The sequence below is a fragment of the Lysinibacillus sp. NPDC096212 genome (assembly GCF_044763105.1).
Classification (GTDB): Bacteria; Bacillota; Bacilli; order Bacillales_A; family Planococcaceae; genus Lysinibacillus.
The window spans coordinates 7967-22673 of sequence record NZ_JBIWFQ010000042.1 but is presented as its reverse complement, the minus strand read 5'-3'; the positions used below and the strand labels follow the sequence as shown (position 1 = coordinate 22673).

The 14707-nt window shown below is 37.8% G+C and carries 12 protein-coding genes; 4 read left to right on the top strand and 8 right to left on the bottom strand.

Going from position 1 to position 14707, the window contains the following annotated elements; all coding sequences use genetic code 11:
* Positions 1-68: 68 nt before the first annotated feature.
* Positions 69-167 carry a sigma factor gene (locus tag ACIQ7T_RS26060; protein ID WP_402874782.1) on the bottom strand — a complete coding sequence of 33 codons (99 nt, stop codon included), beginning with the start codon at positions 165-167 and terminating at the stop codon, positions 69-71.
* Between the two features lie 187 nt (positions 168-354).
* Between ACIQ7T_RS26060 and ACIQ7T_RS26055 the strand changes: the two genes are divergently transcribed.
* Both ACIQ7T_RS26055 and ACIQ7T_RS26050 read left to right on the top strand, forming a co-directional pair.
* On the top strand, positions 355-774 hold the full coding sequence (locus tag ACIQ7T_RS26055) for a hypothetical protein (protein WP_402874770.1): 420 nt from the start codon (positions 355-357) through the stop codon (positions 772-774).
* Positions 775-785: 11 nt separating this feature from the next.
* A complete protein-coding gene (locus ACIQ7T_RS26050) occupies positions 786-5879 on the top strand; it encodes a DUF4132 domain-containing protein (RefSeq protein WP_402874767.1) in 5094 nt (1697 codons plus the stop codon).
* Positions 5880-6506: 627 nt separating this feature from the next.
* Here ACIQ7T_RS26050 and ACIQ7T_RS26045 read toward each other — a convergent pair.
* From ACIQ7T_RS26045 to ACIQ7T_RS26035, 3 genes are all read right to left on the bottom strand, one after another.
* Positions 6507-7238: a hypothetical protein gene (locus tag ACIQ7T_RS26045; RefSeq protein ID WP_370083171.1), complete on the bottom strand. Its 732-nt coding sequence runs from the start codon at positions 7236-7238 to the stop codon at positions 6507-6509.
* A complete protein-coding gene (locus ACIQ7T_RS26040; RefSeq protein ID WP_370083173.1) occupies positions 7231-8568 on the bottom strand; it encodes an AAA family ATPase in 1338 nt (445 codons plus the stop codon). The genes ACIQ7T_RS26045 and ACIQ7T_RS26040 overlap by 8 nt, the downstream gene beginning before the upstream one ends.
* A gap of 233 nt (positions 8569-8801) precedes the next feature.
* The gene (locus ACIQ7T_RS26035; RefSeq protein WP_402874764.1) at positions 8802-9209 is read right to left on the bottom strand and encodes a hypothetical protein; all 408 of its coding nucleotides are present in this window, start codon (positions 9207-9209) and stop codon (positions 8802-8804) included.
* A gap of 197 nt (positions 9210-9406) precedes the next feature.
* On the opposite strand from ACIQ7T_RS26035, the gene ACIQ7T_RS26030 reads away from it, so the two are divergent.
* The gene (locus tag ACIQ7T_RS26030; RefSeq protein WP_370083177.1) at positions 9407-10123 is read left to right on the top strand and encodes a hypothetical protein; all 717 of its coding nucleotides are present in this window, start codon (positions 9407-9409) and stop codon (positions 10121-10123) included.
* Between the two features lie 283 nt (positions 10124-10406).
* Here ACIQ7T_RS26030 and groL read toward each other — a convergent pair whose 3' ends face one another.
* Both groL and groES read right to left on the bottom strand, forming a co-directional pair.
* Complete coding sequence (groL, locus tag ACIQ7T_RS26025; RefSeq protein ID WP_370083181.1) at positions 10407-12038, bottom strand: chaperonin GroEL; 1632 nt, start codon at positions 12036-12038, stop codon at positions 10407-10409.
* A 139-nt stretch (positions 12039-12177) separates the two neighbouring features.
* A complete protein-coding gene (groES, locus tag ACIQ7T_RS26020; protein ID WP_370083183.1) occupies positions 12178-12462 on the bottom strand; it encodes a co-chaperone GroES in 285 nt (94 codons plus the stop codon).
* Between the two features lie 174 nt (positions 12463-12636).
* Between groES and ACIQ7T_RS26015 the strand changes: the two genes are divergently transcribed.
* Complete coding sequence (locus ACIQ7T_RS26015) at positions 12637-13401, top strand: CPBP family intramembrane glutamic endopeptidase (RefSeq protein ID WP_370083185.1); 765 nt, start codon at positions 12637-12639, stop codon at positions 13399-13401.
* Between the two features lie 93 nt (positions 13402-13494).
* Here ACIQ7T_RS26015 and tatC read toward each other — a convergent pair whose 3' ends face one another.
* Positions 13495-14316, bottom strand: coding sequence for a twin-arginine translocase subunit TatC (gene tatC / locus ACIQ7T_RS26010; RefSeq protein ID WP_370083187.1), 822 nt, complete (start codon positions 14314-14316; stop codon positions 13495-13497).
* A gap of 18 nt (positions 14317-14334) precedes the next feature.
* Positions 14335-14520, bottom strand: a complete 186-nt coding sequence (locus tag ACIQ7T_RS26005; RefSeq protein ID WP_370083189.1) for a twin-arginine translocase TatA/TatE family subunit — start codon at positions 14518-14520, stop codon at positions 14335-14337.
* Positions 14521-14707 lie beyond the last annotated feature (187 nt).

Below are 14707 nucleotides of genomic sequence, written 5' to 3'. Positions count from 1 at the left end.
CGTGCAATTGATAAGATCCAAATTTTCACTTTATCTTTATCCTTTCAATTGTCTAACTTCTTCATCGCTTAAAAAAACATTTCTTGCGTAATATTCTCTGCCTCTTGTTTGCAATTTGTATAATACAGCGCAAAATGATACACATCACGATAATAGCAATCGTACAAATGTTCTATTTTTGAAATATCATGATGCAAAACTTCACCCCACTTTCTACACTCCCTAATAAGTCGTCGCAACAAATTATTTGTTACCCTTTTCCCAATTTTTCTTTTACACAACTAGCGTAAAACGCCTCATTCTTTTCACCGTTTACTCTCTTGTATAATGAAATTACTGTAAGGAGGTGTTAGGTTGCGTTTATTTTACCAACAAAAAATGATCGGCAAAAAATCGCGTAAACTTCAAAAGATCCCATTCACTATTGAAGAGCCTGTCCATACTTTAAAAGATTTACTTAAGCAACTCGTCACACAAGAGGTTCTTAATTATAACGAAAAGACGGTGGATAATCCGCTTCATATTTATATAACTGATCAGCAGTTAGAGGATGCAGCGCTGCATGGCAAAGTACATTTTGGTGAGAAAAAAAATGCCTCTACGCAGTCTGTTGATCAAGCAATATCCACAGTTCTTCAAGCCTTTGAAGACGAACTTTTTTTAGTATTACAGAACGAAGAACAATTAAATTCACTTAATGAACCTTTTGCAATACGAGAAGATGATGTTTTTACGTTTATTAAACTGACAATGCTAGCAGGACGAATTTGGTAAGGAGGATTTCCATGACACTATCAAACGATCAAAAAAACCAATTCCAAAGTAAAATAGATACTGCACCAAAAGCCATTCAACCAATGGCTACAGCATTACTTCAATATATGGATGATCGCGATTTTTCCATTAAACAGCAAATTGCTGATTTGGAGATCATGACACTTGAGGAGCTATTTACCGGAACCCTTTTCGATGTACTAACACTATTTTCATCGCAAGAACGTGCTCAAACTATTAAGAAATTGATATTACGTTACGATACAACAATTTTTCAGACTGACATTATGCGTAGGTCATTTCGATCTACACATTCCGTACAGGACCACCTTTTTCAATGCTTACAATTAATTGTAGAAATGCTGACATTTGAAGAAATGAATCTACAGGAATTATTGATGAATCACAATCAATATGAGCATGGTTCATACCCTAATTACAGCTGCTTTGTGGTTAAAAATGAAAATATGAAGGTAATGCCTTTTAATGTTTTTGAACAAATGCTTGCTGAAGAACTGTCATTAGAAAATCCTGCTATGGAAGAAGCCGTTGAACATATATTATTTGACGAGCATCAAGGCAGTTTTTTTGGATATCCACTAATAAGAGGGATTTTCAAATCAACAAATACTCGCCTACATGAGGCACTCGGTAAACTATTAGTTGCTGCTGCACGTCAAGAGGGACTACGCCAAGCCATTGTTGAAAATATTGATCATGGCACATTAGAGGCACAGCTTACCATTATGAAGCTTATTCAGGAGCATCAGCTAACTCGTTTCTCCTCAGTTATTCGCGCAGTCGATACTTGGATGGGGCTTGGCTATAATAGCTTTGAAAATCAAAAAGTAACAGAGGAAGTATTGTCATTAGCGATTCGAGCAATTGAAGACGATTATTTCACACTAGAGCTATTAAAAAGTGAACGAACGATTGATATTTACGTAGCACTATGGACAATTTCAACGAAGGATTATTCGAAGCTCGATACTATTTTGCCAGAGTTGTTACAACGCGAAAAGCATATCCAGTTGACAACGCTCGTATTTTTGAAAAATCTAGGGAAAGTTTCCTTCACTGCTCCGTTTGTTAAGGGTCTCATTTTAACAACAAAGGATATTGAGCTATTTACATTTGCTTGGGGGAATTTCCTAAACGCAAATAACTATATTAATAGTGAATATGCTTGGGCTAACGATTGGATTACAGATATACAAAAGTTCTTGCAGGAAAATACCCAACTGCAAGGCATTGAATACCTTCTATTTGAACAGCTTGAATGGGCAAAGGGTGAACTTACGAAAGATGGTATTACGATTGCAGGAAAACCTTTATCATTCGTCTATGCACACTTGTCATTAGAAGATTTAATTTCCACACAAATAATTTTGGCCAATCATTTACAAGATGAAGAGCTATTTCAACGTATTATTTCGAATGCAGATTCTTACTCTCCTACAAGTAGAATCGGCCTTCTTAATATTTATTGTCTTGATATTACTACGCAAGGAAAACGTGATTTTCTATTTAGCGCTTTACGAGATCGAAGCTCCATTAATCGTTCCCTTGCATTGAAAAAGATACAATCACTAACACTTACAGACGATGAAATTTTAAAAATTGAGGACCTTTTAGCGAATAAATCAGGTTCACTTCGAAAGGAAGCTATTTCCCTCTTAAAGCTACAGCCGCAGGAGAAAATATTGCAAAGCGCTGAGCGACTTATTCAGGACAAGAAGCAGTTGAAGCGACTTGGAGGGCTAGAATTGTTGTTAGAGGCCTCTAAAGAATATCACCTAACTAGCGAGGAAATAACAGCATTATGCGACCAGCTTCCAAAAATAACAAAAACTGAGCAAGTGTTGTTAGATCAATTGTTAACTAGTGATGTACCAGAATATAACGAGGACAATGGCTTTGGTTTATATACGCCACACCCTCCTATTCAATATGACAGCATTTCAAAAACAGATATAAAGATGAATGGCATGGAAGCATGGCAGCAACTAGTTCCTTTATATTTACAAGAAACAATGCCACTAGAAAAATTCTTTGATTATGATATAGAGAAGCTTATATTAAAGCTCGAGCAGCTCATTCAACTATTAGATGCTAATGCCCAATATGAGTATGAGACATATCAATATCAATGGGATGATACGCCAATCACAACAACATTAGGACAAACATTTAATGTCGTTGCATCAAAAGCAGAAAATAATCGAAACGCAAGTCTTGATGTATATCCGATACCAGATGACATTCTCCAGTGGATAAAGACGTCCAAATTCAGTGTAGAGGATTTAGCCTATTTTAACTTTTATAACAATCTATCTGAACATCCTGCGGCACATGAACTGAGCGAAGCAGCACAAACCTTAATCACTCCATTCTTTAATTATGTAGAAATAAAAGGTCTCGTTACTAAGTTCCAAGCATTAAAATATCAGCGAACAATGAAACAAATTTTCACTGTCCTTACTCTTGATTTAAATAATATTGTTGGAGAGCAGGAGCTTCATAAAAAGGCTGTCACATTACTTGAAGAGCATTCGCCAGAATTTAACGCTTTTGAGCAAGCAATCGGTATTATGCTTCAGCTGTTAACACAAATACCTGCTGAGCAGTGGAAGTTAGAGGTACGAGATAAGGACTATTTTTATCGCTCTACTTCATCATTAGTAGATTTAGATGTTATTGATACCTTTGTTGATCGATGTTTCTTAGCCTATAAGACTTACGGTGAATTTGTCAAAATGCTGGCCATCAATGAAGAGTTATCAAGGAGGATGCAGAAAGAGCAATATAGCCCGAGTATTTACTCTCTAAAATTATACCAATATTTAGATGCTTTTAATGTAGGTTTATTCACTCAGGATCATTTATTTGAAGCCATCTTTACAGATACGCTAGCGTCTGAGATGTTGGTTGCTCCAAACAAATTAATAGAACATTATAAAGAGTCATTTGAAGACTTATCGAAATTCTTTGCTGTTCGTGAGCAGGCCATTGATCGAATTTTAGAAATAGAGCTTATGCGCGGTGATATTCCTACAGCAGTAACAGAGCTCACTAGAAGCATTTCCTATTTCGAGGGTATTGATTATTTCTTAAAAATTTTACAAGCACTTGATGGTGAAAAGCTTGCTCGCGGCTATATTTGGCAGGCTGAAACGAAGAAGGATGTTTTCTCTCGTCTCCTTGCAAGCTGCTATCCTAAAAAAGATGAAAATGCACAGCAATTAAAAAATGCATGGAAAAAAACAGATATTTCAAAAGAGCGCCTAATTGAAGCAATGATGTATAACCAGCATTGGATAGACCTTGTTAGTGAAGTAATTGGCTGGGAAGGATTAAAAGAATCAGCTTGGTACTTTATCGCCCATACAACCGACTATTTATCGGATTTTGCTAAAGATCAGATTGCCCTTTTCTCAAATATTACTGCTGACGATTTCCGTGATGGTGCCTTTGATTTAGCTTGGTTCCAAAGTGCCTATCAAACACTAGGTGCTAAACAATTCAAACTCGTCTATGATGCAGCAAAATACGCATCGGAGGGAGCTAACCACCGTCGGGCACAGCTTTATGCAGATACAGCTATAGGTAAGCTTAGCCCAAAACCGTTAATGGAAGAAATTCGTGATAAACGTAATAAAGATAAATTACGTGCACTCGGTCTGATTCCATTGAAAAATTCGGATCAAAAGGATGCACTAACTCGCTATCAATTTATCCAGCAATTTGTAAAGGACAGCAAACAGTTTGGAGCACAGCGTCGTGCGAGCGAAGCACGTGCAGCTAGCATTGCGCTTGAAAATTTAGCGCGAAATGCAGGAGATGGCGAAACAACACGCTTCACATGGCGTATGGAGCTATCAGCCTTTACCGATATAAAACATTTATTCCATACACAACAGATTGAACATATTACTGCACATTTACAAATTGAAGAAGATGCAAATGTTACGATTATCGTTGAAAAAGACGGGAAACGACTAAAAAATATTCCTGCTGCTCTGAAAAAGCAAGAGCAAGTTTTAGCGTTACAACAGGCGCGAAAAGAATTGCTAGAGCAATATAAACGAGCACGCCCCGCACTTGAACAGGCGATGGAGCTTGAAACTAAATTCTCTGCCGAAGAGCTGATCAATTTATTAGAGCATCCGATTTTAGCACCGCTTCTTCAAAAACTCGTCTTTAAAAATGAAGGGCATTTCGGATTGCTAACTGAGGATGGACTTAAGCTACTATCAGATGAAATAGTTTCACTTACTCCGACAGCAACATTAACGATTGCCCATCCGTATCACCTACTTGAAAGCGGTCAATGGCGACAATGGCAAACTTCTATGTTTGAACAAAAAATCAAACAGCCATTTAAGCAAATTTTCCGCGAGCTGTATGTAATGAATGCGGATGAAAAAGGGCAAAAAAGATCATTGCGCTATGCGGGACATCAAGTCAATCCGTCTCAAACGGTTGCACTTCTAAAAACACGAGGATGGCAAATTAGTCATGATGAAGGACCACGAAAAGTATATTACAAGGAAAACATCGTTGCCTCCTTGTATGCGCAAGCAGATTGGTTTACGCCAGCAGATATCGAAGCACCAGCAATTGAGGGCGTCTATTTCTACAATCGTTTAACAGGTAAAGACATAGCATTAGATGACATTCCTGCAACGATATTCTCTGAAGTGATGCGGGATATTGACCTCGTTGTAAGTGTTGCACATGTTGGTGGTGTCGATCCAGAAGCAAGCCATTCTACAATTGATATGCGTAGTGTCATTGTGGAGGAATTAGCGAAGTTATTAAAGCTAACGAATGTTGAAGTGAAAAAACAACATGCACTTATTGAAGGCAAACTCGCAAGCTATTCATTGCACTTAGGTAGTGGTGTTGTTCATCAAGTGGGTGGATCAATGATTCCAATACTCGCCGTACCATCTCAGCACCGTGGACGCATTTTCTTACCAATGGTGGATGACGACCCACGCACAGCCGAAATTATGTCAAAACTTTTACTGCTAAGTGAAGATACAAAAATTAAAGATCCTGCTATTCTAGGACATATCCGTAGCTATGAACAAACGCGCTAAAGAAATTTGTGCATAAACGAAAACGGTCGCTAGTTGATTTCCCTCCCCAGTTGTTAAATTCCAATGCCCTCCGTTTTGGAGGGCATTTATAGTGTTGAAAACAAAATGGTCAGAGAGTTCTTTGTGAATGTTGTGGTTCTTTAAATAAAGGTGATTTCCGTCCCAGGCTACTCGCACATTTGTTGTTGCTAGCACTACGCTTTTGCACAGAATTGTTGCTGAAGTCCCCTATAAATTAGAGTGACATGCTAAGTGAAGTGGTTGATTGGAGTGGAGACTGGGCGACTCCTTGGGGATCAGCAATAAAGGAACGAAGGCTAAAACCATCACGTCCTGTGATAACGCCTTCGTGACCAACATCGGTGCTGCTGACGCTACGTTAGCACTACGCTTTCGCGCAAAAAACATCTGTTGGCCCGAGACCCTGGAGCGAGCATCGCGAGTGAAGCGGCTCATCGGACGCCCCCAGGAAGCTTTGCCCTGTGCGAAAGCGAAGCGTCAGCGACAAAGCGCCCAGTCGGAACGGAAATCAACCCCTCGTTTTGCCGAAGAGCTATACTATGACACCTTAATCTCATCGAAATGATAGTCACCATCTATGCCCTCCACTGAACATCGGAGGGCATTTTATTGTACATCTGATTTAATCATTTCAAATAATAACGGTACATTCGTTCCGCGCTGTAATGAATTACAGCCCTCCATTAAAAATGACCAGCTCATTTTCATTTTTTCTTTATACGGAAGCTCTGGGTTAACTGGGACATATTCTTTTAAAAATTCTTCTATGGAGCTCGATAATCTTTCCATAAATTCATCAGCCTTTTGCACCTTTTCCGTCGCTACTTCATTACGTTCATTCCATAGTACATGCTCTAAGTTTGTAGAAAAATAGAATAGCTGATACGGTATTCTTAATCGATGAATGCTAAAATGATCATTTGCCATAAGGATTTTAGCATTATTCGCCTTCATTTCATTTCGTTGTTCGATTTGCTCTTTACGCTTCTCTGATTTCACTAATATTGCATCTTCTGTATAGAATAAATTTTGCTCAATATCTTCCTTCACCTTGACAAATTCAGGGGCAATAAAACAACCATCTGCATCAGTAATATGAACGACAGCGGTTAAATCCTTCGCTAAAAACTTATACTTCTCCAAATAGTTCTGAATCACTCGTGTAACACTATTTTTAATATTAGGTATCCGTTTATTAGCATCCCATTTCGTTAAAATATCCTCCCGTTGTACATCGAAGCGAATCGTTGAATTTGCAAAATGTTCATCTAGAAAATCCTCTAAAACAATTTGCTCTGTATGCCCTTCTACAATGATTAAAAGAACTTTTTTAGTCATGCTGGACACCCGCTTTTCTAAAGGCACGCTTAATTTTAAATGTCTTCGTTTCCTTATAAACATCTTCATCCTGCCCGCCCAACTGAATTGCACGTAAATAAACATCTCGAGCATTATTTACCTCTTTAATACCCTTTAGCTGTATATAACGACGATCTTCATTCGTTGTCGTAAACCATAAGTTTTTAATAGCTAGCACCTCTAACACACGTAAATTATGAGACGTAAAAATAAGTTGACCTTTTCCGCCCTCATCAATCACTGTTAACAACTCGCCTAACAAATATTCAAAAACACCCGAATCTAATTCATCTATTACTATACAAGCATTTGGGTTATTATAAACTGCAATGAGCACACTAAGTACAGAAATAATTTTCAAAATTCCTTCTGACTCTGTCCGTAACGGTAATTCGCGATCCCCTCGTTGCGATAAAAATTCAAAACGAATTCCTTTTTCTCCATTATCCATAGTTTGTTTTGTAAGTACATTAATCTTTATAGACAGACCTGGAATAATCGCTGATAATACTTGATTACTTTGCTCTATTACTTCACATAACACGTAAAATGCGTCCTCTTGCAATAACGCTGGCCCCTTCAAATTGTAAGGGATAGAACCACGAGTTTTTTCGAGATGGATGCTAAAAGGCATACTACGCTCTTCAAATAATGGTGCGATATTTTGATTATTAACGACATGTAAATCCTGATTAAAATCTATTGCTAAATTATGAAGCAATTGCATTTCTAGCTCTGACAACCTGTCTTGTAATAACGGCTTTATATCTTTGTGAAAGACAAAGGACATATATTGTTTTTTAGCTAATTGATGAGTGACTAGTAATTGGATACGCGTTTTTTCATTCATATCAGAAAGATTTGCTTTACGTAGTTGTATGTCTTCCTCTGTAACATTAATTAAAATCTTTGAACGCTTCCCTTTCTCGTTTTCTCTGTAAGCTACACGTTCAACCGTTGTGTACAGTCTGTTTTCATCTTCTTGTAACTCTACATAATAATTAAGAAAAAATGTGCCAAATTGATTTTCTACTAGAAACTCGAACTCAATACTTGCTGTATCCTCCCCTGCCATAATTAATTTCTTTTCCTGAGATGGTAATTTAATTTCAGCGATCCAGCCGGAGATAAGTGCCTTTAACAAGCCAAATGCATCAACAATAGTTGTTTTTCCAGAACCGTTCTGTCCGTATAAGCCTACAACATTTGACTTAAGAAACGTCTCAAAATTTACCGCTAACATAATTTCACCATGACGTACATTTCGTAAATTTTGTACTTTTATTTTCTTGATTTTTATAATGGTCATTTATTTAAACATCCTTTAATGATATTTTCTTCTATTATAATTAAATTTGATATTTTTTATAACATTTTATATTTTAATGAATTATACCCTTATCAATCATTCGTCTAGTTTAGTGCCTATGACAATCCTAATAGTAGGCATATGTTAGAAAAGAAAAAACGAAGAAAGGTGTGTTTCATTGGTCAATCCTGGATTTAATCCCGAAGATCTTGATGTTAACATTCCGTTTCACCCTACCATGCCTTCTGGTAGCCCATATCCATCTTTAAACCCATCACCATATCCGACACGACCTTCGCAGCCATATCCACCGCGTCCTCCGCAACCACGTCCGCCACAACCATATCCACCACGTCCTCCGCAGCCATATCCGCCACAACCATATCCACCACGTCCTCCGCAGCCATATCCGCCACAACCATATCCACCGCGTCCTCCGCAGCCATATCCGCCACAACCATATCCACCGCGTCCTCCGCAGCCATATCCGCCACAACCATATCCACCGCGTCCTCCGCAGCCATATCCACCACGTCCGATGCCATTTCCAGGCGGGCAATATCCTGGCTTACCAGGCCAACCAGGTTTACCAGGATTCCCTGGATTAAACCTACCAGGAATGTAGATTTGTCACCTGACATATTGGAAGTCCAAGATAAATGACTTAGCAAAAAGGCTATCCAGAAGTTCAAATACGAACTAATGGATTGCCTTTTTATTGTTTATTAGAAACTATTTTTGATAAAAAAACTATGGAAGTGAAAACATGTCTATAAAATTCTCAGCCATCCTACATATTCGCGCATTTAATGAGCACAGTATATAGAGAGGTGTATCTATGTGTAACGTAAAAAAAATAACTTTATGTATGATTAGTCTACTATTAATTAATTTGAGCATTGTATCTTCTTTCGATGCAAAAGAATTGAGAAGATTAAATGGACTTAAAGCACAAATAAAAGGCCTAGAAAATCGTTTGAAAAACCTTGAGCCGATAAAACCCCAAACAATTGCTGATCCTCCTTTTCCAGAATTAACTCCTCCATCAAAATTTGTTACACTTTCACAATTGATCGAGAATGGCACTACTATTCCTTATGAGGTTATCGTCAATAATCCTGGCTATAAGAGACCCGCTTATGAAGAGTATTGGCATAGCTCAATCGGTCGGTGGAGCTATGTTCCAACTAGAATTCATTATGCACTGCATCGACTATTTACGAATTACGATGTTGCTCTTTCCGAATGGTACGACTTTGAACAAAATATGGGATTCACGATTCCATTGTTTCAAAATGAATCGGATTTAGATTTATATATTGTCGCGTTCCAATCTGATATTACGGCAGTTTATACGTTGGGGAATCAGGTGGTCGTTGTTGTATATCCAAGAAGAACCGGTGTTCAAGTGGTTACTATAAAAACAAGCGCTATACATCCCACAAATACCGAAGAATCTTTACTTGTGCAATTATCAACTCAAGCAGGAGAAGAAATCGATTATGCGCTTATCTCTTATATTTCTCCTGATTTTAGATTGAAGCAAAAAGAATAACTCTAAGCTACTTTTTCGGAGTTTTTTATTAGCAGGTTTGCTCCACTTTATCAGCGATTGTTGGGATTTTATCAGCGATTTTGCTACTTTTATCAGCGATTGTCGGAGGTTTATCAGCGATTTTGCTACTTTCATCAGCGATTGTCGGAGGCTTATCAGCGATTTTGCTACTTTTATCAGCGATTGTCCATATTCTATCAGTGATTCACTAAAAAATATTCGCTAAAGCATAAAAAAATCACTTCTCAATTTGAGAAGTGATTTTTTTGACTGGAGCCGTAGATTACATCATTCCTGGCATGCCGCCCATACCAGACATATCTGGCATTGCTGGAGCTGCTTCTGGAATGTCTGCTACAACTGCTTCTGTTGTTAAGAATAGAGCTGCGACAGATGCTGCGTTTTGTAGAGCTGAGCGAGTTACTTTCGCTGGATCTACTACGCCCGCTTCCATCATGTTTACCCATTCGCCAGTTGCAGCGTTGAAGCCAACACCGATTTCTTCGCGTTTTAGACGATCCACGATAATTGAGCCTTCAAGACCAGCGTTGTTTGCGATTTGACGAACTGGCTCTTCTAAAGCACGTAGAACAATTTTTACACCAGTTGCTACGTCGCCTTCTTCTGCATCTGCAACGTTTTCAACTGCTGCATATACGTTAAGAAGTGCCGTACCACCACCTGATACGATACCTTCTTCAACTGCTGCACGAGTTGAGTTAAGAGCGTCTTCAATGCGTAGTTTACGTTCTTTTAGTTCTGTTTCTGTTGCAGCGCCAACTTTGATTACTGCTACACCACCTGCTAATTTTGCAAGGCGTTCTTGTAATTTTTCTTTATCGAATTCTGAAGTTGTTTCAGCAAGCTGAGCACGGATTTGACCAATACGGCCTTCGATTGCATCTGCACCGCCAACACCTTCTACGATTGTTGTGTTGTCTTTTGTAACAACAACTTTCGCAGCGCGACCAAGTGATGTAATATCAGCTGATTTAAGGTCTAAGCCTAGTTCTTCTGTAATTACTTGACCACCTGATAAAATTGCGATATCTTCAAGCATTGCTTTACGACGGTCACCAAATCCTGGAGCTTTAACCGCTACAGCATTGAATGTACCACGAAGTTTGTTCACTACAAGTGTTGCAAGAGCTTCACCTTCAACATCTTCAGCGATGATTAATAGTGGACGACCTTGTTGTACCACTTGTTCTAATAATGGTAATACTTCTTGGATGTTTGTAATTTTTTTATCAGTAATTAAAATGTATGGGTTATCTAATACCGCTTCCATTTTATCTGTATCTGTTACCATGTAGTGTGATGCATAGCCACGGTCGAATTGCATACCTTCAACTACATCAAGTTCAGTTGTGAAGCCTTTAGACTCTTCAATTGTAATAACACCATCGTTACCCACACGTTCCATTGCTTCTGCAATTAATTGCCCTACTTCATCATCAGCAGCAGAGATTGCCGCAACTTGTGCGATTTCTTCTTTGTTGCTTACTGGGCGAGAAATAGCGTGTAATTCTGTAAGGGCTGCTGCAACTGCTTTGTCGATCCCTTTACGAATGCCTACAGGGTTTGCACCAGCTGTTACGTTTTTCAAGCCTTCACGAATAATTGCTTGCGCTAATACTGTTGCAGTTGTTGTACCGTCACCAGCGATTTCGTTTGTTTTAGAAGCAACTTCTGCTACTAATTTTGCCCCCATGTTTTCGTACGGGTTTTCTAGTTCGATTTCTTTCGCAATTGTTACACCATCATTTGTAATAAGTGGTGAACCGAATTTTTTTTCTAAAACTACGTTACGACCTTTAGGCCCTAGAGTAATTTTTACTGCGTTTGCTAATTTATCTACACCTTGTAGCATTAATGAACGAGCGTCTTCTGAGAATTTAATATCTTTTGCCATTTGAATTTACCCTCCTGAAATGGAATATTCGTTAAGCTTCATCAATATATTTATAAAAATTTCGCCATACTGTCATTGCCATCTATTTTTTTGTTTATCTATGACAATCACTAAAGGCATTTACTTTAAAAGTATTAACTTATTCAATAATTGCAAGAATATCGCTTTCGCGTAAAATTAGGTATTCATTACTTTCATATTTAACTTCTGTACCAGAGTATTTTGAGAAAATAATGCGGTCGTCAACTTTTACGTCAAGCTCTACACGTTGCCCGTTCTCTAAAATACGACCCGTCCCAACTGCTACAACTTTACCTTCTTGCGGTTTTTCTTTTGCAGAGTCTGGCAGTACAATACCGAATGCAGATTTTTCTTCTACCTCGATTAGTTCGATTACAATACGATCTCCTAGTGGTCTTAACAAGTGAAACAACCTCCTATTAATTAATTATATACTTGAAAGTTTATTAGCACTCTATCTAGTCGAGTGCTAATACAATTATTATGATAATCAATCACACTTTTTTTTGCAAGTCAGAACTTCGAAAAATTTTGTTTTCTTTCCATATTCCTCTACAATAGAAAGGTAGCATAATGAATGGAAAGGATTTTGACTGTGAACAATTCTCAAAAAATAACTAAACATAAAAAAACAGCCCTTTATGTTTTACTGATCTATATCCTCATGCAAATATCAGGGATATTACTGGCAAAACCGTTTCACAAGATGGTCATGAGTACAACCGGTTTGCCTAGTGAGCAAGCTGCTCCGCTTACTCAAGGCTGGTATATCGCACTTAGCTTTGCCATTGCGTTAATTCTAAGCTTAATCCTAACATCTCGCGATAAAGCTTTTTGGAATATTTATAAAGGAAAGAAAGAAACTATACCACTGTCAATTATGTGGGGAATTATCGGTTTCTTCTTAGTTTTCTTCGGCCAAATGATTGGCGCAGCTATCGAAATGGCTGTATTCGGTATCCAAGGTGGATCGGAAAACACAGCTGATATTGTAGCTATTGCAAAAGGCGCTCCTATTGCGATATTAGCGATTGTCGTGTTTGGGCCAATATTAGAAGAATTCGTTTTCCGTCGTGTTATTTTCGGATCGCTTGTCCAAACAACGAATTTCTGGATAGCCGGTATAATAAGCGCCATTTTCTTTGCCCTTATTCATTTCGACTTCACACATATCTTGCTTTATACAATTTGCGGATTGATTTTTGCCTTCTTATATCACAAAACAAAACGCATTTGGACGTCCATTATCGCCCACGTTATGCTAAATGGTTTTGTGACGCTTGTACAATTGTATGCAGAACCATTGCAAAAGTTTCTTGAAGAACTAGAAAAAATGCAATAAAAATCAGTGGGAGTTTTTCTTCCCACTGATTTTTATTTAAAGTTAAGCTGACGAAAAAGCTCGATGCTACTAATTAGCATCGAGCTTCTATTATTATTGATTCAATTCTTCGATTTGACGTCTCTGCTGTTCAAGCGCCTCTTCAATCTGGCGTTTTTGCTCAGCCTCTTGTTCTTCCTTCATTCGCATTTCCTCTGATTTTAAGTATTTCTTATAGCCAATACGAGAAATCATAATGCTAATTTCATAAAGAACAAACAACGGTACTGAAACCATTAAGTGCGAAGCTAATTCAGGCGGTGCGATTAAAGCAGCACATACAAATAAACCAAAGTATGAGTACTTACGAATACGAATTAGTAACTCAGGAGATAAAATCCCAATACGCGAAAAGAACAGGACTACAATCGGCAATTGGAAAAGGAAACCAAAAGGTATTGTAAGTTTAAATAAAAACGAAAAATATTCATGTATTCCAATCGTTTGCTGAATTTCTAATTCATTTGATAAATTCATCATAAACTTTATGACGTAAGGGAATAGTAAAAAGTATGAAAAAGATAGCCCTGCTAAAAACAATATAAACGAATACGGTATATAGCTTAAGGTTGCTTTTCGTTCTACGTCCCTTAATCCTGGACTAATAAAAGCCCATAATTGATACATCAATACCGGAGAAGATAGGATAAATGCTATTAAAAAAACGACTTGGATATAAATTGCAAGTGGTGTTACTACATCAAATGCATGAAGCTCAATATTATAATTCGCCCCAGTAGATTGAAGGTATTTAACAAGCGGCTTCGCAACAAAAAAACCGCCAGCCATAGCGAGAACAAAGAAAACGGCAACAATGAAAAGCCGTTTTCTTAATTCTTCTATATGCTCAATGACAGTTAGATCTCTTGGATTCATTCCACAAACATCCTAACTTTACTTATCTAATTCTTTCTTTTTCTTGTCATCATCATCTTCGTCAGCTAATCCTCTAGTAGCATTTTTGAATTCACGTAATGTTGAACCAAATGCTTTACCAAGCTCTGGTAACTTCTTAGGACCAAAAATTAGTAATGCGACAATTCCGATAATAATGAGGCTCATAGGACCAATACCACCCATTAAAGCCACCTCCTCTTTATATCCATCATTTTAACGCATATTTCGCCATTTTGCTAACTAATAATATGTGAAAGTTTTTCGTCACTCTCTCATTTTATCTCATACTTTTATTGACAGAAACTGTGAGCTATACTAATTATTCCTTGGCATAATTGCTGCTGTCGCTTCGCTTTCGCGCAGAAAACAT